General features: G+C 78.2%; 14 protein-coding genes. 5 read left to right on the plus strand and 9 right to left on the minus strand.

The genetic code is table 11. The annotated features are described in order from the left end of the window. Nucleotides 1-133: 133 nt before the first annotated feature. The 6 genes from ACH5AR_RS09265 to ACH5AR_RS09290 all read right to left on the minus strand — a co-directional run bounded on the left by ACH5AR_RS09265 (nt 134) and on the right by ACH5AR_RS09290 (nt 9,589). The gene (locus tag ACH5AR_RS09265) at nt 134-1,753 is read right to left on the minus strand and encodes a thiopeptide-type bacteriocin biosynthesis protein (RefSeq protein ID WP_396300740.1); all 1,620 of its coding nucleotides are present in this window, start codon (nt 1,751-1,753) and stop codon (nt 134-136) included. A gap of 18 nt (nt 1,754-1,771) precedes the next feature. Further along, nucleotides 1,772-3,697, minus strand: a complete 1,926-nt coding sequence (locus ACH5AR_RS09270) for a TOMM precursor leader peptide-binding protein (RefSeq protein WP_396300741.1) — start codon at nt 3,695-3,697, stop codon at nt 1,772-1,774. Continuing rightward, a complete protein-coding gene (locus ACH5AR_RS09275) occupies nt 3,694-5,397 on the minus strand; it encodes a hypothetical protein (RefSeq protein WP_396300742.1) in 1,704 nt (567 codons plus the stop codon). The genes ACH5AR_RS09270 and ACH5AR_RS09275 overlap by 4 nt, the downstream gene beginning before the upstream one ends. Next, entirely contained in the window at nt 5,394-6,590 is a 1,197-nt protein-coding gene (locus ACH5AR_RS09280) for a hypothetical protein (RefSeq protein WP_396300743.1), read from the minus strand. The genes ACH5AR_RS09275 and ACH5AR_RS09280 overlap by 4 nt, the downstream gene beginning before the upstream one ends. Continuing rightward, nucleotides 6,583-9,219 (minus strand): lantibiotic dehydratase, encoded by a 2,637-nt coding sequence (locus ACH5AR_RS09285; RefSeq protein ID WP_396300744.1) that lies wholly within the window; start codon nt 9,217-9,219, stop codon nt 6,583-6,585. Before ACH5AR_RS09285 ends, ACH5AR_RS09280 begins: the two co-directional genes overlap by 8 nt. A gap of 172 nt (nt 9,220-9,391) precedes the next feature. Next, nucleotides 9,392-9,589 (minus strand): thiazolylpeptide-type bacteriocin, encoded by a 198-nt coding sequence (locus ACH5AR_RS09290; protein WP_396300745.1) that lies wholly within the window; start codon nt 9,587-9,589, stop codon nt 9,392-9,394. A 563-nt stretch (nt 9,590-10,152) separates the two neighbouring features. On the opposite strand from ACH5AR_RS09290, the gene ACH5AR_RS09295 reads away from it, so the two are divergent. Beyond that, nucleotides 10,153-12,087, plus strand: coding sequence for an SMI1/KNR4 family protein (locus tag ACH5AR_RS09295; RefSeq protein WP_396300746.1), 1,935 nt, complete (start codon nt 10,153-10,155; stop codon nt 12,085-12,087). Between the two features lie 243 nt (nt 12,088-12,330). Beyond that, nucleotides 12,331-12,588 (plus strand): hypothetical protein, encoded by a 258-nt coding sequence (locus tag ACH5AR_RS09300; protein WP_396300747.1) that lies wholly within the window; start codon nt 12,331-12,333, stop codon nt 12,586-12,588. 621 nt (nt 12,589-13,209) lie between these two features. Here ACH5AR_RS09300 and ACH5AR_RS09305 read toward each other — a convergent pair. Then, on the minus strand, nt 13,210-13,797 hold the full coding sequence (locus ACH5AR_RS09305) for a TetR/AcrR family transcriptional regulator (protein WP_396300748.1): 588 nt from the start codon (nt 13,795-13,797) through the stop codon (nt 13,210-13,212). A gap of 141 nt (nt 13,798-13,938) precedes the next feature. Between ACH5AR_RS09305 and ACH5AR_RS09310 the strand changes: the two genes are divergently transcribed. After that, nucleotides 13,939-14,856 carry an alpha/beta hydrolase family protein gene (locus ACH5AR_RS09310; RefSeq protein ID WP_396300749.1) on the plus strand — a complete coding sequence of 306 codons (918 nt, stop codon included), beginning with the start codon at nt 13,939-13,941 and terminating at the stop codon, nt 14,854-14,856. A gap of 20 nt (nt 14,857-14,876) precedes the next feature. Further along, nucleotides 14,877-15,821 carry an NAD-dependent epimerase/dehydratase family protein gene (locus tag ACH5AR_RS09315; protein WP_396300750.1) on the plus strand — a complete coding sequence of 315 codons (945 nt, stop codon included), beginning with the start codon at nt 14,877-14,879 and terminating at the stop codon, nt 15,819-15,821. A 148-nt stretch (nt 15,822-15,969) separates the two neighbouring features. On the opposite strand, the gene ACH5AR_RS09320 is transcribed toward ACH5AR_RS09315, so the two are convergent. Continuing rightward, nucleotides 15,970-16,785: a hypothetical protein gene (locus tag ACH5AR_RS09320; RefSeq protein WP_396300751.1), complete on the minus strand. Its 816-nt coding sequence runs from the start codon at nt 16,783-16,785 to the stop codon at nt 15,970-15,972. After that, nucleotides 16,782-17,315 (minus strand): SigE family RNA polymerase sigma factor, encoded by a 534-nt coding sequence (locus ACH5AR_RS09325; RefSeq protein WP_396300752.1) that lies wholly within the window; start codon nt 17,313-17,315, stop codon nt 16,782-16,784. Before ACH5AR_RS09325 ends, ACH5AR_RS09320 begins: the two co-directional genes overlap by 4 nt. Nucleotides 17,316-17,561: 246 nt before the next feature. On the opposite strand from ACH5AR_RS09325, the gene ACH5AR_RS09330 reads away from it, so the two are divergent. Continuing rightward, nucleotides 17,562-21,011, plus strand: a complete 3,450-nt coding sequence (locus ACH5AR_RS09330; RefSeq protein WP_396300753.1) for a S8 family serine peptidase — start codon at nt 17,562-17,564, stop codon at nt 21,009-21,011. The last annotated feature ends 270 nt before the right edge of the window (nt 21,012-21,281 follow it).

The raw sequence follows: 21,281 nt of genomic DNA on the forward strand, positions 1-21,281 counted from the left end.
AGATCGAACCGCACGGCCCCATCGAGACCGAAGCAGCCCGCCGCCTCGCCGACGACCTCAACAACCAGTAGTCATCTGTTAACCCAACACTTTCTGAGGGGGCCGGGGCCCGGGCGCGCCGCTCGCCCCGGGATCACCCGGCCGCCGCCGGGCGGCCGAGCGGGAGGAGGTACTGGATCGGCTCGCCGAGGTCGTCCAGGCCGAGGAGTTCGTGGGCGAGGTCGTCCTGGACGCCGCCGAGGGGGGTGGTGCCGAGGCCGAGGGCGGCGGAGGTGAGCAGCAGGTTCTGGGTCAGGTGGCCGGCTTCGAGGAGGCCGAGGCGCAGGGCGCGCAGGCCGTAGCGGCGGCGCAGGTGGGCCAGGTCGAGGTAGACGGCGAGGACGGCGGGGGCCCGGTCGATGCCGATGGCGTCCGGGGCGCCGGCCGGGCGGGAGAGGTAGGAGGAGAGGGCCCTGAGGTCGTCGAGGGCGGGGGCCGGGCCGACCGGGCGCAGGCCGCGGTGCCCCGGGAGGCACTCGTAGGTGCCGGCGGGCAGGCCGTCGACGGCGAGGGCGACCAGGCGCAGCCCCACGGTGTGCAGGGCGCCCGCGCTGGGGTACGGGCGGTGGCCGCTGTCCGGGTCGGGGGCGTACGCGGACCAGAGCAGCCCGCCGAGGGCGCCGGCCGTGAGCGGGCCGGTCAGCCGGCCCCGGGTGGAGCGGCGGGTGCGCAGGGCGTCGGTGAGGGTGACGGGCGGCAGCGGGTCGGCGGGCAGCGGCAGGTCGCCGGGGCGGGGGCGCGGGGCCGGGTGGTGGGGCAGGTCGCGCAGGGCGGTGTCCTCGCCGCGGCCGATCTGGAACTTGCTGCGCTCCAGGTACTGGTGGTCGGCGGCGTGGTGGCCCTCGGGGAAGAACGTGAAGGGCTGTTCGGTCTCCAGCAGCGTGCGGGCGGCGAGGCGGCACACGGCCCGCTCCTCGTCGGGGCCGACGCCGAGCCGGTTGAACAGCATGTGCAGCTGGGAGGCCCACACCCAGGCGAGGCGCTCCCCGGAGTCCCCCGGTGCCGCGGCCCGCATCCGGGCGGCGGCGTCCGTGACGCGGGCCGACCAGTCGGCGAGCCAGGGCGCGGCCGTGCCGGCGTCGAGGGCCTCGCGCAGCGCCGCGGCCCGGCGGGCCAGGGTCCGGCGCTGCCGGGCGAACACCGCGTTCACCCTGCTGTGGACGGCGGCCCCGGGCAGGGCCGGGAACTCGGTGACCCAGCGCCAGGAGGCGGCGTGGCGGCGCAGCCAGCCGGAGGCGGCGAGCGGGTCGAGGCCGAGGGCGTGGGCGGTGGTGTGGGCGAGGTCGAGGGCGAGCGGCAGCCGGTCCCCCGGGGTGCGCAGGGCGTGCAGGGCCGCGCGGGTGGAGTGGGTGAAGAGCTCCTCGGCGATCGGCAGCAGGGCCGCACCGCCGTAGCGTTCGGTCTCCGGCGCGTACGGGACGCCGGTGACCTCGCCGTGCCGGGCCGTCCAGGGCGTGGCGGGCGGGGTGTACCGGGCGGCGCGCCGGGTGAGCTCCTCGCTGAGGGCGCCGGTGGCGCCGCCCGTGTCGCGGAAGCGGATGCGCAGGTGGGGGCCGCCTTCGCCGTAGCGGATGAAGAACCAGTCGGCGCCCGCGAGCCCGTCCATGAGCGGGGCGAGGTCCCCGGTGAGGAAGGCGTCGGTCTCCTGGGCGGGCAGCGGCAGCGCGAGGTGCAGGCTGTGCCAGCCGGTGACCGGCCGTGCGTGGGTGGTCATCGCGTTCCTTCCGGGCGGTTACGGGAACGGGTGCGGGTGGAGGGTGAGGTCGGCGTGGCGCAGCGGGTGCGGGGTGCGGCCGAGGCGGTGCGGGACGTCCAGCAGGCGGGGCAGGCCCCGGGTGCGGCGGTTGGCGTGGCCGAAGGTCATCGGGAGGGTGCCGGGGACGATCACCTTGGCGCTGTGCAGGCCGAGCCGGTCGCGGGCACCCGGCTCGTCCTGGGTGACGGCCAGCACCTCCAGGCCCTCGGCGGCGAGGCGCCGGACGGTCCGCTCCAGGAGCGCGGTGAGGTCGGTGACCGGTGCTGGGGCGCCCGGCCAGCGCTGCTGCCAGGGCACCGGGGGCGGCCCGGCGAAGAGGAAGTCGAGGCGGGGCTGGGCCTCGGGCAGGGCGTTGAGGCCGACGTGGTCGTCCAGGGTGAGGACCAGGTCGGGGTCGGCCAGCATCGGCCGCAGCCGGTGCGGGTCGCGGGCGCCGCCGGGGGCGGTGGCGCGGTGGGGCGCGTCCTGGACGTTGGTGACGACCTCGGCGACGGCGGAGCGGATCGCCGCCCGGGGGTCGTGGTGGGCTCCGGCGGCCAGGAGGGTGCGCGGGGCGTCGGGGTGCGCGTTCCGGCGGCGGCAGAGCGCGAGCACGGCGGGGATGCCGAGGTCGTTGGTGGCGTCGAGCAGGGTCAGGCGGTAGCCGAACAGCCGGGCGCGGTCGGCGAGTTCGGCGACCTCCGGGTCCTCGGTGGGGACGGCCAGGCCGGGCAGCGGGGTGCGGGCGTACCAGGCCATCAGGAAGGCGTCGCGCTCGGCGACCTCGAACAGGCCGTACAGCGCGGCCTCCTGGGGGCTGTTGCCCAGGCCGCAGCCGTTGGAGGACTCGTAGACCACCCGGGGGCGGTCGCGCCCGGGCACGTCCCAGTAGGCGACGTGCTCGGGGACGGCGACGGGGCGGCGGTGGGTGAGCGACCAGCCGTGCACCCAGTCCAGCACCAGCCCGGGGGTGTACGGGACGGTGGCCACGGCGGGGTTCCCCGGGTGGGCGTCGTCCGGCAGGCCGAGCCGGACGGGGTCGAGGACGGCCCCGGGCCCGAGCTCGGCGGCCAGTTCGGCGTAGGAGGCCCGCAGGACGGTCCGGCGGCCGAGCGGCCGCATCCCCGCGTACCGTTCCACCGCCTCGAACAGGGCGACCCGCTCGCTGGAGCGGAAGTCCACCGAGCGCCCGTAGCCGCCGTCGTCCAGCGCCCGGCCGTCGGTGACCCAGGCGCTGGTGAGGGCGAAGGCCGAGTCCTCGGCGCGGAACAGCCGACGGACCGGGCCGAAGCGCTCGTCGTACAGCTCGGCGCGCAGCCGCTCGGGGGTGGTCCGGCCGTTGGCGCCGCGCAGGACGCCCGGGTCGGGCAGCGGGCGCGGGGTGGCGGGCAGCCGGGCGGCTTCGGGCGTGTCGGGGGGCAGGGGGGCGCAGACCTCGCAGCCGCCGACCGGGCGGACCCGGTGGGTGGACCAGGTGGCCCGGCCGCCGTGCACCACGTGGACGGTGGCGGCCGCCGCTCGGGTGCCTGCGTCGTCGGCCCCGGCGGCGTCGTCGGCCCCGGCGGCGTCGTCGGCCTCGGCGGCCAGCTCCTCGGCGAGCGCGGCCACCGCCTCGGCGAAGGCCGGGGTGCCGGTGCCCCCGAGCGCCAGTGACGGGCTCTGCCACGGCACCCGGCCGCCGGCGCTGGCGAGCCGCTGGACCTCGGCGCAGCTCAGGCAGGCGGGCGCCCCGGGGTGGAGGACGGGGCCGACCACGGTCAGCGCGCCGTCCTCGCGCACCGGCACCAGCCGCACCGGGTGGGCCAGGGCGTGCCGGCTGAGCCGTTCGGCCAGCCCGAGCGTCCAGTCGGCGAGGTGCACGACGGCGGCGCCGCCGGTGACGGCCAGCGCCTCGGCCGGGGTGAGGACCGGCAGCGCGCTCACGGCCGGTGCTCCACCGGGAGCAGCGCGGTGAAGCCACAGCCGTCCAGGGCGTCGGCGTAGCGGCGGGCCTCGGCGGTGACGGGCCGCCAGCGGACGGTGCGCAGGCCGGTGAGCCTGACCAGGGCGGCGTGCAGGTCCGGCTCCCGGGCGGCGGCGTCGGCGAGCCAGCGGTCGGCCCAGCCCGGGTCCGCCCAGGCCGCCGGGGTGCGCCCGGCGGCGGCGAGCGGAGCGGCGGCTCCGCAGGGCGTGGCGTGGTGGACGGCGACGAGGCCGGCACCACGGGCGAGCAGCCGGGTGAGCGCGGCCAGCGCGGCGTGGGCGACCGCGTCGGCGGCGGTGGCCTCGACCGCCCGGGCGCCCTGGACCTGCGCCAGGTACACCTCTTCGCCGCCGAGTCGACGGACCGCCAGGTCCGGTGCGCGGCCGAGCCGGCGGGCCAGGACGCCGTACCAGTGCCCGGCCTGCGGGTGCTCCCGCCAGGCGGCCTCCGGCACGGCGCGGGCGCCCCGGCCCGGCCGGCCGGGGACGGCCCGGCGCAGGGCCCGGCCGAGCGCGTGGTCCGGGTCGACGCCGACCACGGGTGCGGCTCCCCCGCCCGCCGCCGCCAGGTGCAGTTCGACGCAGCGGCAGGCGGCGGCCAGCCGGGCGAGGTCGGTGCGCACCGCCCCGGCCACCAGCGGGCCGGACGGGGTGTCGCAGGAGACCAGCGGTACGGGCAGCTGCGGGAGCCCGCCCGGGGCGGGTGCGTCCACGACGCCCAGCCGGGCGTCGCCGAGGGCGTCCACCCGGCGCAGCGCCTCGGCGAGGTCCCGGGGCGGCGCCGCGACGCCTCCGGGACCGGCCGCCCACGGGCGGTGCTCGGCGTGCGGCGGGCGGGCCTCGGCGACCAGCACGGAGGGGCGACCGGCGAGCAGCCGCGGGTCCTGCGCCGGGTCGCCCGGGTCCGGCAGGCCGGCGACGGCGCACAGCAGGCGCTGGGCCGCCGCGGCGGCGAGCAGCGCGCGCAGGGTGGGCGGCGCCGGCGGCGCCGGAGAGGTCGGCGGGGCCGCGCTGCCGCCTGCGGCGGCGTCCTCGTCCAGGCCCAGCCGGGCGGCGAGCGCGGCGGCGTCCGCCCGGGCGCGGGCCGGGTCGGCGGGCGCGGTGACGAAGCCGGCGTCCGGGCCGGTCTGCACCGCGACCGCGACCGGGCGGCCCGTCGGGCCCTCCGCCGCGAGCACCACCCGCTCGGCGGGCAGCCCGGGCTCGGCCCGCACCGCCGGGGCCGCCGTCCCGCCCCGGGCGAGGGCGCGTGCCACCGCGCGGGCCGCCGGGCCGTCCGGGTCCGCGGCCGCCACCACCGGGCGGGCGGCCGCCAGGGCCGCCGCCGCGCCGCCGGGGTCCTCCGCCACCGCGCCGGGCCAGGGCGGCAGCCGCTGCCCGTCCGGGTGGTCCACCAGCAGTCCGTGCTCGCGCAACCGGGCGGTGACGGCGGCCAGCGCGGCGGCCGCCTCGGGCCCGAGCTCCGGACCGGCGGTGGTGGCGGCGGCCGCCGCGTCCGGCCCGAGCCTGAGGGCGAGCACCCGCCACAGCGCCGGGAGCGCCCGGCTGCCCTCCAGGGTGAGGCTGGTGGCGCGGCCGCGCAGGTGCAGCCCCTCGCGCAGCGGGGTGACCGCCACCCCGGGGCGCAGCCGGGGCCGGGCGGCGTCCGGTTCGGCCGTCATGCCGCTGCCTCCCGGCGCGTCCCGCCCACGGCGGTCTCCTTCGCGCTCGCCGTCCCGGCGGCACCGAGCAGCGCCTGCCAGCGGTGCCCGGTCAGCTCGGGGACGCTGCGCACCAGCAGGTGGGCCGCGAGGTAGCGCTCCACCGGGCGGACGTCGCAGATCGCGAGCAGCCGGTACAGGCCGTTGGTGCCGGCCCGGTTGACCAGGTAGTCCGGGCGGAGCCACATCGTGCCGTCCGGGTCGAAGCGGTGCAGCAGCCGGTGGAACTCACTGTAGCGGGTGCGTAGTTCGGCGTTCCAGCGTTCCGCGGCGGCCCGGTCGCCGAGGGCCTCGGCGCGCTCGCGGTACGCGGCGTGGCGGCCGCCGAGGTCGGCCCCGGCCGCCAGGCGCCGCTCGGCGAGGCTCCAGGCCGTGGCCGACCAGTGCGCCCAGTCCCGCTCCCAGCCGCGCGCGCCGCCCTCGGCGATCCGGCCCACCAGCGCGGTCACCGCCCGGCCGGTGCGTTCCCAGCGCCGGTCGAAGGCCGCGCGCAGGCTGCCGTCCGGGTCCTCGTGGACGAGGAAGTCCTCCAGGTGCGAGAGCACCGAGTAGTGCGCGCCGACCAGCCCGTCCGGGTGGGCGGTGGCGTGCGCCGCCAGCGCCGTCACCACCAGCTGCACCCGCGCCTGCGGGGTGTCGCCGTGGGCGCCGAGGAAGCGGCAGCCCGCGTCGAGGGCGGGCAGGCCGGCCCGCAGCAACTCCTCGCGCAGCTCGGCGGATTCGGCGCCGATCAGCGCCCGCAGGCAGTGGTCGGCGGTACGGTCGGCGGGCGCCGCGACGACGGTGTCGTCCGGGACCAGCGGGCCGTACGGCGGGGCGACCAGCTCGGCCCGTCCGGCCGCGGCGGCCTCGGCGAGCAGCTGCTCCTCGGTGCGGTCGGCGACGGACGGGTGCGCGGCCGCCCACGCCCGCAGCTCCTCGGCGGACTCCCGCGCCACGACGGCCACCCGCCCGGCCGGCCCCGCCAGCCGCAACCGCAGGTGCGGCCCGAACCGCCAGTGCCGCTCCACGTGGGCGGCCAGGCCCCCGGCGCCCGCCCGCCGCGCCAGCGGCAGCACGGCCTCGCGCAGCGCGTGGGCCTTGTCGGGCTGGTACCGGTACAGGACCACGTCCCAGGCGGTCACGGCCTCCTGGCTCTCGGCCCGATCACGCATCGGACGCCCCCTCGGCGGTAGCGGCGGCGCTGACGGTACGGGCGCGGCTCCGGCCCGGCCGGTAGGTCTCCAGCACGACCTCCACGGCCCGGGTCGGCTCCGGCTGCCCGGCGACGAGCGGCAGGGCCTCCTCCAGCACCGCGCCGCGCGGGTGCCGGGCGAGCCACCGGGCGAGGTGGCGCAGGTGGAGCGGGTTGCCGAGGTCGACGGGCTGCGGCTTGGGCGCCCGCAGGTGGGCCACGAAGGCGTCCGCGGGGGTGCCGCCGGGGCCGGGGGCGGGCCGGGCGGGGTGGAGGAAGAGCTGTTCGGCCAGGCCGAGGCGGGCGCGCCAGCGGGCGACGGCGGCGGCGGGGACGCCGTCCGGGCCCTGGTCGGCGGCGAGGTCGGTGCGCAGGGCGTCCACCACCCCGGCCGGGAGGTGCCAGCGGCGGCGGGCGAGGACGAGGTGCCGGTGGCGCAGCCGCGGGGTGCGGGTGACGCTCCCGCCGGGGGCGGGCAGCGGCGTGCGGGGCAGCAGCGGCCGGAAGTCGACGGCGCCGTTGGGGTGGTCGGCGAGCAGCGGGCCGAGCCGTCGGGGCAGCATGACCGGTGCGAGGAAGCCCAGGTAGAGGACGTCGAGAAGGTCGCCGGTGGCGCGCAGCCGCAGCCGGAGCTGGTCGTCGGCGGGGTCGTGGAGGAGGTCGAGGTCGCTCTCCGCGAGGCCGGTCCACCGGTGGTCGGGGCCGATCTCGTCGGGGAGCAGCCGGGGGTGGAGGTTGGCGTTGAAGCCGCCGACCGGGCGGATCTGGGCGGCGCGGGCGCCCGGGCCGAGCCCGGTGCGGATCTGCCGGGCGACCTCGGCGGCGGCCCGGGGGTCCAGGGCGTCGAGGAAGCGGCTGGTGAAGCGGCCCCAGCCGCCGTAGACGTGGTTGACGCACACCAGGCCGCCCGCGGTGTCCCGTTGGAGGAACCAGGAGTAGCTGAGCGGCCGGGCAGCCGTCCACCCGGGCAGCCGGGCGGCCAGGGCGCGCACCCGCTCGGCCGGCAGGACGACCTCTCCGTCCCGCTCCGGCAGGCCGGCGAACTCCGCCCGCAGCGCGGCCAGTTCGTCCGGCACCGGCGGGCTCGCCCAGGCCTTGGCCGCGTCGGCGCCGAAATCCCAGGGCGCCTCGCACACCTCGCCGGGGCCGTACCGGGCGACGAAGCGGTCGCGGGCCGCCCGGCGCACCAGGTGGCCGTGGTCGAACAGCTCGGCGAGCGCGGTGAGTTCGGCGAGCGCCGCGCGGTCGGCCGGGCCCGTCGCGGGCCGCGGCGGCGCCGGGGTGAGGACGTCCTCGCTGAGGACGCTGAGCGGCGCGGCGCCGTCCGGCACCGGCCGTCCGGCGTCGGCCAGCAGCCGCCGCCAGTCCTCGGCGAGGGCGGCCAGCAGGGCGGGGCGGCGCTCGCCCGGGGTGGTCGCCAGCTCGGCGGTGCCGCGCTCCAACCGGTCGATCCGGCAGGCCAGTTCGGTGTCCTCCGGCCACCGGCGCAGCCAGTCGGCCAGGCTCCGCAGCGGCTGTGTGTCCTGCGGGTCGACCGGCTCGGTGGGCACCAGCAGCCCGGCGGCCAGGAGCTGGTCGACGAAGCGGTGGGCGGCGGGGTCGTCGCCGGGGCGGCCGAGGGCTCCGGCGAGCCGGGCGGCGAGCCGCTCCGGCGGGGCCGGGGCCTCGGCGAGCGAGGCGAGCAGGGCCAGTTCGGGCCGGGCGGAGAGTTCGACCTCCTCCTCCCGGGTGACCAGGTAGCGCCCGCCCGCGAACAGCACCGCGGCGCGGGCGTAGCGGGCCCGTCCGTCGGCGACCAGGGCGGCGCTGGTCATCCGGTGCGGCAGGCTGCGGCTGCGGCGGGGGTCGTCGAGCAGGGCCCGGACCAGCGCGGCGACCAGCGCCCGGTTCTCCCGGACGACGGCGCGCGGCTCGCCCGGTACGGCGCCGGCGCCGTCGGAGGCCCAGCCGACGGCGGTGTACCAGGACAGCGGGCTGGTCTTGGCGGTGGCCCGCAGCGCGTGCCGCAGCACGGCCGCCTCCTCCTTGCCGGCCCGGCCGCGCGGCTCCCCGGCCGCGGCCGCGGTGTTGGCCACCGCGCGCAGCAGGTCGGCGCTGGTCAGCGCGACGGCCCGGGTGAAGGCCGGCTCCCGGCAGACGGCCGCGAGAGCGGCCCGTTCGGCCTCCAGCGCGGGCGGGACGGCGTCGGCGAGCGCGGCCAGCAGCCGGGCCCGCAGCCGTCGCAGCTCCAGCCACTCGGCGAGCCGGGGGACGCGGCCGGGCAGGCCGCCGAGCCGGTCGAGCAGGGCCGGCCCCGGCGGGCGCCCGTTGTACAGGTCGCGGCGCAGCGGCAGCACGACGCGGCGGTGGAACTCCCCGTCGTGCCCGGACCGGCTGGCGTACAGGTCGTCGCAGAGGGCCGTCCGCAGGGCCTCGGCCGCTCGCTCGGCGGCGTGCAGGGCGCCCAGCAGCGCCCGGGCGTCCGCCGAGGCGGCGGACGGGGCGGGCCGGGCGAGCACGGTGGAGCGCACCAGCGCGTACGGCGCGGTCGACGCCGGGACGGGCACGGCGGACGCCGGGGCGGGCGCGGGCGCCAGGGCGCCCCGGGGCGGGGCGGCACGGTTGGGCATGGCGGTTCCCTCCGACGGGGCCTGGGCGGGTCGTGCGGGGCCGGGGGTGGTCCTGCCCCCCGGTATGCGGGGAACCCGGCGCGTCCGGGGTGGACGCGCCGGGTTCCGAGCCGGTCGACGGGGCGTCAGCCGACCGGGGCTCGGCGGGGTGCCCGCCCCCGGAGACGGGGCGTCAGGCGGCCGGCACGTCCGGGAGCTGCGGCTGCGCGCAGGAGGACGAGCCCTGGCAGGAGCAGGAGCCCCAGGAGGCGCCGTTCTCCGGCAGGGCGACGGTGTCGCGCAGGGAGGTGACGGTCAGCTCGTCGAGGTCGAGGTCCTGAAGGTCGAGGCCCTCGGTGGCCGCGGTGCGGGGCATGCTGCTGTCGGACATGGCGAACTCCCTCGGATGGGCAGGCGGTTCCGGTCGGGCCGGAGGGGTGGGCCTGCGAAGCGGGTGCTGCGGAACGTGCCGGGTCCCCCGTGGGTGCGCCGCTCGCGGGCCGTTCGGGCCCGGGCTTCGCGCCGCCCGGGGACGACTCTAGGCAGCGGGCGGGAGCCGCCGGTACGGGCGGCCGGCACCTTGGCCGGGAGCCCCCGCCCCGTCGGCTCAAGCCCCGCCGGGCTCCAGCGCCGCTCCAGCGGCCCCCCACGGGCCCCCGACCGCAGCGCGGCCCGGCCGCGAGCGCCGGCGGCGCCGCCCGCCTTCGCCGTCCGTGACGACCCGCCGTGCCCGGAGCCGCGGTCGCAGGTGCGGCAGGCCGGGGTGATCGCCGAGGCCGGAAGGCTGCTGCCCGGCGCGGCCGCCCGACCAGCCGGGACCTCGCGGGCCGCCGCGCGCCCGCCGCACCGCCCGGGCCGGACCCGGCCGCGGGCCGGGTCGCCGGTGGCGGAGCCGCGGCCATCGGGAACCCGTGAACACGATCCGTGTCAGTGGTGCGTGCAAGGGTCGCCGACATGACCGAGGAGAACTTCGAGTGGCGCTCGTTCCTGACGCGGTGGAGCGAGGAGTGGGCCGGGGCGTACGGGAGCCCGGACGACCTGCCGGCCGCCGGTGACGAGGCGGCGTGGCAGGCGCGGTGGCTCGGCCGCGCGCCCGCGTCCGGGGAGCGGATCACGGCGGCCGAGGAGCGGTTGGGGTGCCGGCTTCCGCCGTCCTACCGGGCGTTCCTGGAGGTCACCGACGGCTGGCGGCACGCGGGCGGCTTCGTCTACCGGCTGGCCGGCAGCGAGGAGGCCCGCCGGCACGAGGACGCGTTCGGGCTCAGCGAGTACTTCGGCGAGGGCGAGCTCGAGGGCATGTGGGCGCGCGCTGTCCAGCTGGACGTCGAGTCGGACCTGACGACCGTCCTGCTGGATCCGCTCGCCGTCGACGAGGACGGCGAGTGGGCGGTCTACTGCCACAAGTCGTGGGCGCACAGCGCACCCACCAGGTACGGCTCCTTCCGGGAGTTCATGCTCGACATGTACCGCGAGTTCCACAGCCTCACCGCCCACCGCCTGGGCCCGGAGTTCGTCAACGACACCACCCGCCGGCTGGACGCCCAGGTGGAGACGGCCCGCCTGGACGCGCTGCGCGGCGAGCACGAGCGGGCGGCCGCCGCGCTCGCCGAGGCCGCCGAATTCGGCCGGCCGCGGGCCCGGGGCATGGCCGACCAGCTGCGCCGCTTCCACGGGCAGGCGTACAGCGCGTCCTACGGCGGGTTGGCGCAGGACCCGGCCTACCGCCGGGAGTTCGTCCCCCTCCTGGCCACCGAGCACGTGGACCGCAGGTGGGACGCCGCCTCCTGGACCCGTCAGGCGGGCTCCGGGCCCGACGCGCACCTGGAGGAGGCCGAACAGATCCTGCGCGAGGTGACGGAGCGGACCTTCCGCTACACCGCGCGGGGCCCGTTCGGCGAGGCCGTCGAGCGGGCCCGCGAACAGGCCCGCTGGGGGCGGACGGAGGCGGCCTGGCGGACGCTGCTCGCCGCGGCCCCCGGGTGGAGGCCGCTGGGGCCCGACCACCTCGCGCCGGTCGGCCTGCTCGCCGACCCGCTGCTCGGACCGCTGATCACACCGGACCGGGGCCGGGAGCTGCTGGCCACCCCTCGGGGCCCGGAGGCGGCGGAGCTCGGCGGGGAGGCCGGCGGGGCCCGGGTGGACGGACCGGCGGACGGGCTGGTGTGGTTGGCCGATCCGCCGCCGGGCAACCGCCGTCCCGAGCCGTACCGCTTCGTCCTGGTGGAGGGGGCCGCACCGGCCGAGCTGCCGGCGCGGCTGGGCGGTCCGGACGCGGTGCTCGATGCGCCGGTGACGCTCTGGGAACTCAACCGGCGCGGGTTCCGGGGAGGGACGAGCTCGACCTACGAGGACCGCGCGGTCGTCACCGTCGGCCACGCGGGTGACTCGGGCTGGAGCTTCGCCCTGGACCCGTTCGCGACGGACTGCGTCGCCTCCCGCTTCGTGTCCCCCGCCGTCGCCGCCTCACTGGCACCGCCGGCCGCGGTCCTGCCGGACGACGCCGTGCCGTCCGGCGCCCGGGCCGTGGTGGTGTGGTGCGTACCGGAGCGTGCGCTGTTCCACCTCTCCGTCGCCGAGCGGGGCATCGAGCGGTACGCCTTCACGATCGACGGCCCCGAGATCAGCCGCAGCGGCGGCCCGATACCGCCCGGGCTCGACCCGGACACCCTGTTCGCCGCCCCCGCCCCGGCCGTGCCCGGCGAGGGCGCGCCGGACCGTACCGGCGAGCGGCGGGCGCTGGCGGCGATCGCGGCCGAGTTCGGGGTGAGCCTGCCCCGGTTCGCGATCACCGAGGGCCGGCTGCACACCTTCACGACGCGCTCCTGGACCCGCCCGCCGGGGCCGGACGAGACCTACGTGGTCGTCGCCTGGGGAGGCCTGTCCGAGTAGCTTCCACGCCCACCCACGACGGCGCGGATGCCCGGAATTCCTCCCCCGGCCGAGGCGCCGCCCGGCCGCTGCGGGAAGCACCGCGGGAACCAGCGGCCGGCCACGGCCCGGCGGGGCCGTGGCCGGCGGGCCCGGCGATTCGCCGTGGTTCCGATATTCGTGGCCGGACGTGGGTTTGCGGCCGTGTCGGTGGGCAGCCGCCGGGTGTCGGTACCCGTTCCCGAAGGGAGACTCATCATGATCATGAAGAAGCTGCATGACGCCGGTGTGCGGTCCGAGCACGCCTACCTGGCCGGCGCCGCCTCGATCGGGCTGTCGTTCCTGTCCTGGATGGTGTCCGCGAAGGCCGAGCCGGCCGGGGTGGAGCGCGCCGACCGGTGGGGCATCTTCGTCGGGGAGTGGGCACCGACCTTCTTCTGCATGGGCCTCGCACTGTCCCAGTACGAGCGGGACGACAACCCCCTCTACGCCCAGGATCCGCGCATCGCCGCGACCACCTGACGGCCCCGGCCACGGAGCCACCGCGAGGCCCGGCGCGCGCGACGCGCCGGGCCTCGCGTTCTGCGGCTCCTGCGGCAGCACCGCCCTCCTGACCGCCGGCCCCTCCCCCGTGCCGCACGCCCTCCCCCGCGTCCGCCTCGACCAGGGGCCGCCACCGGCCCCGGGCACCGCCGACCGGGGAGCGTGCGCGACGGGATCGGCGCCCGGTGGTTTGCGGAAGCGGATCGGGGTCAGAAGAGGACCGGCGGGCGAGAGCAGGGCCCGGACGGTGGACATCCCCCCTCCACCGTCCGGGCCCGGGCCACCCGGCCGGGAGGCCCGGCGCCCGCCGCAGCGGCGCGGCGGTGGGCGCCCCCGGTCACCACCCACCGCACGCGCCCCCAACCGCTGGACGCCCGGGCCGCCAGGCGCCCCTCCCCCGGGTCCGCGCCGCCGCCCCCGCCGTTCCCCACCGGACCCTGGCAGCACGGGCCACCGTCGCGAACCTCCGCGAGGCGACCGGCTCCGCCCCGGACAGCGCCCGGCTGCGCGACCCCGCCCGCACCCTCACCGAGCACCGCGAGGGCTTGACCCGCCTCTGGAGCGCCCATACCGCACGCGGCGCGCCGCACACCGCCTCCCTCAGGACGGTCGGCGCAGTCCGGCGACCAGGAGCGCGACGAGCGCGCGGGCGTCGTAGCGCGGGTCGCTCTCGGCGCCGACGCAGAGGTTCCCGATGCCGCGCATCAGCTGGTACGCGGTCAGGCCGGCGCGGATCTCGCCCGCCTCGGCGGCCGCGTCGAGCAGCTGCGTGCAGACGGGCACCAGCCGGTCGAGGAAGTAGGCGTGCAGCGCCTCGAAGCCGGGGCTGTCGCCCTGCATCGCCGCGGCCAGGCCGTGCTTGGTGACCAGGAAGTCGACGAAGAGGTCCACCCAGCGCTGCAGCGCGGCGTACGCGGTGGGCGCGGCCTCCAGGAGCGCCGGGCCCGCCTCGGCGCAGGCGTCGACCTGGTGGCGGTAGACGGCGATGACGAGGTCCGCCCGGGTGGGGAAGTGGCGGTAGAGCGTGCCGGTACCCACTCCGGCCCTGGCCGCGATCTCGCGTACCGGCGCGTCCACGCCCGAGGAGACGAAGACCGCCGCGGCCGCGTCCAGCAGGGTCTGCTGGTTGCGCCGGACGTCCTTGCGCCTGCGGCCGGCCGCGCCCTGCTGTCCGTTGCCCTCGCCCACTGCGGCATTCCTTCCCTGCGGAATCTTGTGAAACGGAACCGTGTTCCGTATCGTCGCTTGCGGAACACGGTTCCGTTTTGCCCATGATGGCAGACCCGTGACCTCCGACCAGTACCCGAGGCTCCGACGGAAGGCACTGTCATGTCCGCATCGAATTCCCTGTCCGCCCTGGTGGTCTCCGCCCGGCCGGTCGTGCTGCCCGCTCCGGGCCGCGGCGAGGACCTCCGGATCCGGGTCTCGGCCCCGGCGACCGGCGGCGGCCTGCCCGTCGTCGTCTTCTCGCACGGCTTCGGCTGGTCGATGGACGGCTACGCCCCGCTCGCCGACCACTGGGCCGCCCAGGGCTTCGTGGTCCTCCAGCCGACCCATCTCGACTCCCGTACCCTCGGCCTCCCGCACGAGGACCCAAGGACGCCGCTGATCTGGCGCATCCGGATCGAGGACCTCGTCCGCGCACTGGACGGGCTCGACGTGCTGGAGGCCGCCGTGCCGGGCCTCGCGGGCCGGATCGACCGCGACCGGATCGCGGTGGCCGGCCACTCCTGGGGCGCCCAGAGCGCGAGCGCCCTGCTCGGGGCGCGCGTCCTCGACGCCGAGGGCGTGCCGGGCGAGGACCTGTCCGATCCCCGGGTCACGGCGGGCGTGCTGCTCGCGCTGCCCGGCCTGGGCGACGACCTCACCCCCTTCGCCGCCGAGAACTTCCCCTTCATGAGGCCGTCCTTCGCCACCATGGCCCCGCCGGCCCTCGTCGTCGCCGGGGAGAGCGACCAGTCCCGGCTGTCCACCCGGGGGCCGGACTGGTTCACCGACCCCTACACCCACAGCCCCGGCCGTAAGAGCCTGCTCACGCTCACCGGCGCGGAGCACTCGCTCGGCGGCGTCTCCGGCTACCAGGTCGCCGAGACCACCGACGAGAACCCCGCCCGCGTCGCCCTGGTCCAGCGGCTCTCCACGGCCTTCCTGCGCAGCGCGCTCTGCGGCCAGGACACCGACTGGCAGACCGCGGCAGCCGCGCTGGAGAACGACCCCAGCCCGCTCGGCACGCTGCGGAGCAAGTGAGAGAGGAGGGGACACCGACCATGATCCTCGTCACCGGAGGCTTCGGCTTCATCGGCTCCCACACCGTCCGGGCCCTACTCGACCTGGGCGAGGGCTGCGTCGTCGTCCAGCGCGGCACCCGCCCGCCACCGGCCGTCCTGGCCGGGGCTCCGGTGGCGGTGCAGCAGGCGGACGTCGGCAACCGGGACGCCCTGCTCGCGATCGGCCGCCGCCACCGCATCACCGGCATCCTGCACCTGGCCGGGTCCTACCCCTGGCCGCCCGTCCCCGCCGCACCCGTCGAGGCGACCCGGCGGGCCCTCGACGGGCTGCTGAACATCGCGCAGGCAGCCCAGGAGTGGGGTGTCCGGCGCCTCGGCCTCGCCAGCACGATCGGGGTCTACCCGGGCTCCGGCCAGGACCTGCCGCTGCGCGAGGACGCCCCGCTGTCCATGACCGCGTCCGTCTCGATCCCCACCTTCAAGAAGGTCGGCGAGCTGCTGGGCGGCTTCCTCGCCGACACCACGGGCCTGGACATCGTCCACTACCGCATCTCCGGCACCTGGGGCCCGCTCGGCCACCCCGACCCGTTCTTCGCCGCGCCCGCCCTCGTCCACGCCGCCGCCCGCGGCACCGCGCCCGACCTCTCCCACCTGCTCGGGCCCGCTCACGCCGACGACGGACTCGACCTCAACTACGTCAGGGACACGGGCCGGGCGCTCGCTCTCCTCCAGCTCGCGGAGAGACTCAACCACCGTACGTACAACGTCGGTTCGGGGCGGGCGACGACCAACGCCGAGATCGCCGACGCGATCAGGAAGACGGCCCCCGACGCCCGGGTCGACCTGCCCAGCGGAGGAACAGCGCCCCAGCTGGTCCTCGACATCGGCCGCCTGCGGCAGGACACCGGCTACCGGCCCGAGTACGACACCGAACGAGCCGCCGCCGACTACCTCGCCTGGCTGCGCGCGGGCCACGAGCGCTGAGCGGCGACGGGACGGAAGGGCGGCCCACGGCCCGGGCCGGCCCCGCCCGCGCGGGGCCGGCCCATGCCGCGACGGCCCGGTCTGCGCAGCACCCCGGCGCCCCGGCTCCTCGGCCGGGGCGCCACGGTCGGGTCGGGCAGGCGGCGGGTCAGAACTGCCAGGCGGGGTCGTCGGCGATCGCCAGGAGGGCGGCCTCGGCCAGGGCGGCGTCCGGGTGCTCGCTCCACTGCTGGAGGGTCACCGTACGGCCGTCGGCGCGCTGGAGGCGGACGTACTGGGAGGTGCGGCCGCTCTGCGGGTGGGTCAGCGTGACGGCCTCGCCGTGTGCGCCGGAGGGGAGGTCGACCAGGTGGCAGCTGGTACGCGGGGCGGCCTCCTGCGGGCCGGGCACCCCGGCGCGGGGGGTGACGGCGGGCAGGGCGATGGCGGCGCAGAACGGGACCTTCGGCGCGTCGGCGGTGCGGTCGGCGCCGCCGACGAAGTCCACCGGGCCGGCCGGGGACTGCCAGGCGACCCGGAAGCTGCGGCCCGGGATGTCGCCCGCGCGCACGGTCGTGGGCCCGGCCGGGAGCAGCCCGGCCAGGGTCGCCGCCAGGTGCTCGCTGGTCCAGTCGGTGGCACGGCCGGTGCCGGGGCCGAAGGTGTCCGGGCGCAGCGGTTCGGCGCTCGCGCCCGCCGCGCCGGCGAGGGAGAGCGGGCCGGTCAGCGGGTCGGCGGCCGCGACCGGGGTGCCCGGGGCGGGCGGGGCGGTGCCGGGCCCGGTGGCCACCACGGCGGCGAGGGCGGCGGTGACGGCCGCCGCGGCGCCGGCGCGGACGGCCAGGCGGGTGCCGCGGCGGCGACGGCCGGCCGAGACCGCCGCGTCCACCGTGCCGGGGCGCAGCGGGGGTTCGGCGCCGAGCCCGGTCGCGAGGAGGGTGCGCAGGTCGTCCTGCGGGTCGAGGCGGTGGTCGTGGTGGGTCACAGCAGTTCCTTCAGGGGTGTGGGGCCGGCGGCGAGTTCGTCGAACGGGTCGGTGTCGCCGAGCAGGGAGCGCAGTCTGGTGAGTGCGCGGGAGGTGTGGCTCTTGACGGTCCCGGCGGTGCAGCCGAGGGCCCTGGCGGTGTCCGCGATGTCCAGGTCGGCCCAGAACCGCAGGACCACCACGGCCCGTTGACGCGCCGGCAGGGCGGCGAGCGCGGTGCGGACCTGGAGGCCGAGCGAGGGGTCGGTGCCCGGGCCGGGCCGGTCGGGCAGCACGGGCGTCGGGTCCTCCCGCCGCCAGCGGCGCCGGGTGTGGTCGATGCAGGTGCGGGTCAGTACGCGGTGGGCGTAGGCCTCCAGGTTGACGATCCGGTGCCGTCTCCCCCACACCGCGTACAGCTTGGTCAATGCGGTCTGCGCGATGTCCTCGGCGTGGTGCCAGTCGCCGCACATCAGGTACGCGGTCCGCCGCAGGTGCGGCAACCGGTCCTCGGCGAAGCCGCGGAACTCCTCCAGGTCTGCGCTACGCACAGGGCGTGCCTCCGTTCGTCTCTGCCCACTCGACGGAGCGCACCCGGTGCCGGGATGTCACGGGTGGCGAAGAAAATCCGCAGGCCGTCCGGGGCGGGAGGCGCCGCCGGTCGCGGAGGGCAGGAAGGTCCACTGGTTTTCCGATCATCGGATGACATCCTCCATGGCCCTCCGCTCCGTCGATTCCTCGACAGAAGCGGTGAGCGGCCCCCGGAACCGAGGTGCCGCCCGATCGAGAGGACACCCGTGCGAGCACCCCACAGGAACCACGGCCGGGGGCGGGGCCCACGGCCGGACCGGCGGTGGCCGGCCGCCGTACTGGGCGCGGCGCTGGCCGCCTCGCTGGCCGCTCCGGCCGGCTGGGCCGCTCCCGCCCCGGCTCCCGACGCGGCGGGCGACGGGCCGGCGACGGGCCGCCCGGTGCAGGTCACCCTGGTCACCGGCGACACCGTCACGGCCCGGGTCGGTGCCGACGGCGCCGTGGCGCTGGTCGGCGTGCGGCCCGGGCCGGGCCGCGAGGACGTGGCCTTCGTCCGGCGCTCCGGCGCGCCCGGCTCGTTGAACCTCGTCCCCTCGGACGCGGCCGGGCCGCTGGACTCCGGACGGCTGGACCCGCGGCTGTTCGACGTCGCCGGGCTGATCGCCCAGGGCTACGACGACGCGCACACCACCGACCTGCCGCTGATCCTGGGTTCGGAGCAGGCCGGCGCCCCGGGCCTGGCCGCGGCCGCGCCACCCGCCGGCGCCACCTCCGTACGGGCGCTGGAGAGCGTGCACGGCGCGGCTCTGCGCGCCCCGAAGGCGCGGGCGGGCGAGCTGTGGCAGCTGGTCGCGCAGCCGGGCGCCGGGCTCGCCGCAGGGCCGGGCGGCGTGGACAAGGTCTGGCTGGACGGCAAGGTCACGGCGGCGCTCGACCGCTCGACCGCCCAGATCGGCGCCCCGCAGGCCTGGAACTCCGGCTGGACCGGCAAGGGCGTCAAGGTCGCGGTGCTCGACAGCGGCATCGACCGGGGCCACCCCGACGTGGCCGCCTCCCTCGGCGAGACCTCCGACTTCACCGGGCCCGCCACCGCGCCGGTGAACGCCGACCCGGACGGGCACGGCACCCACGTCGCCTCGATCGTGGCCGGCACCGGGGCCGCCTCCGACGGCCGGTTCAAGGGGGTCGCCCCCGACGCCCAGCTGCTGGTCGGCAGGGTGCTGGACGACGAGGGCAACGGCCAGGAGTCCTGGGTGCTCCAGGGCATGGAGTGGGCCGCGGCCCGCGCGCCGATCGTCAACATGAGCCTCACCGGCCCCCCGACCGACGGCACCGACCCGATGGCCCAGGCCGTCAACACGCTCTCCGCCCGCTACGGCACCCTGTTCGTCGCCGCCGCCGGCAACAGCGGCGCCCCCGGCACCGTCGGCACGCCCGGATCGGCCGACGCCGCCCTGACGGTGGGCTCCGTCGACCGGGACGGCGCGCTCGCCCAGAACTCCAGCCGGGGTCCGCGCGTCGGCGACCAGGCCGTCAAGCCGGACCTCACCGCGCCCGGCGTCGCCATCGTCGCCGCCCGGGCCGCCGGAACCAGCGGTCAGGAGCCGGTCGGCGACCGGTACACGGCCATCTCCGGCACCTCCATGGCGGCTCCGCACGTGGCCGGGGCCGCCGCCCTGCTCGCCCAGCAGCACCCGCAGTGGAAGGGCCCCCAGCTCAAGGCCGCGCTCACCTCCTCCGCGTCGCCGGCCGCCGGCCAGGGCGCGTACGAGCAGGGCGCCGGGCGCGTCGACCTCGCCCGGGCCACCGCCCAGCAGGTGTACGCCACCGCCGAGGGCACCGGGATCCGCCTGGAGGGCCCGCCCGGCGGCGCGCCGCTCACCCGTACCGTCGAGTACCACAACGACGGCGGGGCCCCGGTCACGCTGGAGCTGGCCGCCGAGGACACCGCGGCTTCCGGTGCGTTCACCGTCGCCCCCGCCCGCCTGACCGTGCCCCCGGGCGCCGCGGCGTCGGCCACCGTGACCGTCGACCAGGCCCGGATCCCCTCGGGGGCGTCGCTGACCGGACGGGTGCGCGCCGGCGGGCCCGACGGGGCCGCCGTCACCACCGCCTACGCGCTGACCCGCGAGGCCGTCCGGCACGACGTCACCGTGACGGCCGTCGACCGCAACGGGGCCCCGCTCGGCCCGGGCAGCTGGAACACCCGGTCGACGATCGGACTGGTCAACCTGGACACCCGCGAGGCCTACCGGCTGGAGTTCACCGGCGGCACCGCCACCGCCCGCGTGCCCGAGGGCCGCTACAACCTCGGCGGAGAGCTGGTCACCCCCGGCACGGACACCGCGCCCCGCACCGCGACCCTGTTCCTGCAACCCGAGCTGGACCTGCGCGCCGACACCCGGCTCGCCGTCGACGCCCGCGAGGGCCGGCAGCTGACCGTCACCGTCCCCGGCCGCACCACCACCGGCTGGTCACTCGCCGCGGGCTACTGCTACCGCCCCGCCGGGAGCGCCGACGGCGCCGGCTGCACGGACTCCCTCGCCTCCCTGGCCCGGCCCGGCAACCTGTACGTCGTCCCCGGCGCCCGGACCACCACCGGCCGGGTCGAGTTCGCCGCCCAGAGCATCCAGGAGGGCCCGGCCGCCGGGGCCGGCCGCCTGCCCGACCGCTACGACCTGCTGGTGCACACCACCGGCGGGCTGCCCGACCCGGCCCTGACCGTCGAGGCCGGCGAGCTCGCCACGCTCAACACCCGCTACTTCGCCCAGGGCCCGGGCACCGCGGGCGATTTCAGCAGCTTCGCGTCCGCCGCCGGCATCGGCCTCTTCAGCATCGGCCAGCCCACCTTCGCGCTGCCGGCCACCCGCACCGAGTACTTCACCGTGAAGGACCAGTACCGCGAGACGAGCTTCGGCCAGACGGCCGGCCCCGGCGGCGAGACGGTCCCCACCGCCGTCACCCAGGCCGGCACGGTGCGCTGCGCCGCCGGCGCGACCTGCGCGGAGCGCTGGAACGCCGCCGTCACCGGCCCGGGGCCGGGCCCGGGCAAGGGCGGCGGCGCCACCATGGCCCGTTCCAGCGACGGCTACCTCACCGTGGCCCCGCAGCTGTTCAGCGACGCCTCCCCCGGCCACTACGGCTCCCCGTGGCCGCTGCGGCTGGAGGACACCGTCCGCCTCGAACTGGAGCGCGACGGGCAGCGCGTGGGCTCCGGCGACCGGGAACAGGCCCGCTTCGCCGTACCGGCCGGCGACGCCGCCTACCGGCTGACCGCCAAGGCCGTCCGCTCCGAACCCTGGGCGATGCTGTCCGGCACGGTCGAGGCGGCCTGGACCTTCCGCTCGGCCGCTGTCGCCCCCGGCCCCGACGGCCGCACCCGCAGCACGGCGCTGCCGCTCGACACCGTCCGCCTCACCGCCCCCGTCGACCCGGACAACCGGGTGGCGAACCGGCAGCACACCCTGCTCGCCGCCGTCGAACGGCAGAGCGGCGCCCCGGCCTCGGCCACCGAGCACCTGGGCGTGCAGGTCTCCTTCGACGACGGCGCCACCTGGCACGACGCCCCGGTGGCCGCCGCCGACGGCGGCTACCGCGTCACCGTCGAACCGCCGTCGGGCGCCACCGGCTTCGTCTCGCTCAAGGCCGCCGCCCGCGCCGCCGACGGCGCCACCGTCGACCAGACCGTGCTGCGCGCCTACCGCCTGGCATCCTGACGGCCCGCCGGTGGCCCGCGGCTGACGCGCGGGCCACCGGCGGCTCCCGGCGCCGGAGCCCCGGCCGGACCGGTTCACCCCTTGGTGGGGTTTCGCCACCGCCCGGGACGCGAGTCCCGGCCGACTGGTTCCCTCGTGCTGACAGCTTCTGCGGTCCCATCAGGGGGAGGCGACCATGCCCGGGTGCGGGATACGTGGCACTGCGGTACGGCGGCGGCTCGCGGCGGGCGCCGGTTCCCTGGTCCTCCTCCTCGCGGCGTTCCTCGGGAC

This window comes from Kitasatospora sp. NPDC018619 (genome assembly GCF_044391605.1).
GTDB lineage: Bacteria > Actinomycetota > Actinomycetes > Streptomycetales > Streptomycetaceae > Kitasatospora.

Coding starts and splice junctions, on each gene's coding strand:
- ACH5AR_RS09265 (WP_396300740.1), bottom strand. CDS start 1,753: ATGACCACCCACGCACGGCCGGTCACCGGCTGGCACAGCCTGCACCTC.
- ACH5AR_RS09275 (WP_396300742.1), bottom strand. CDS start 5,397: ATGACGGCCGAACCGGACGCCGCCCGGCCCCGGCTGCGCCCCGGGGTG.
- ACH5AR_RS09280 (WP_396300743.1), bottom strand. CDS start 6,590: ATGCGTGATCGGGCCGAGAGCCAGGAGGCCGTGACCGCCTGGGACGTG.
- ACH5AR_RS09285 (WP_396300744.1), bottom strand. CDS start 9,219: ATGCCCAACCGTGCCGCCCCGCCCCGGGGCGCCCTGGCGCCCGCGCCC.
- ACH5AR_RS09290 (WP_396300745.1), bottom strand. CDS start 9,589: ATGTCCGACAGCAGCATGCCCCGCACCGCGGCCACCGAGGGCCTCGAC.
- ACH5AR_RS09295 (WP_396300746.1), top strand. CDS start 10,153: ATGACCGAGGAGAACTTCGAGTGGCGCTCGTTCCTGACGCGGTGGAGC.
- ACH5AR_RS09300 (WP_396300747.1), top strand. CDS start 12,331: ATGAAGAAGCTGCATGACGCCGGTGTGCGGTCCGAGCACGCCTACCTG.
- ACH5AR_RS09310 (WP_396300749.1), top strand. CDS start 13,939: ATGTCCGCATCGAATTCCCTGTCCGCCCTGGTGGTCTCCGCCCGGCCG.
- ACH5AR_RS09315 (WP_396300750.1), top strand. CDS start 14,877: ATGATCCTCGTCACCGGAGGCTTCGGCTTCATCGGCTCCCACACCGTC.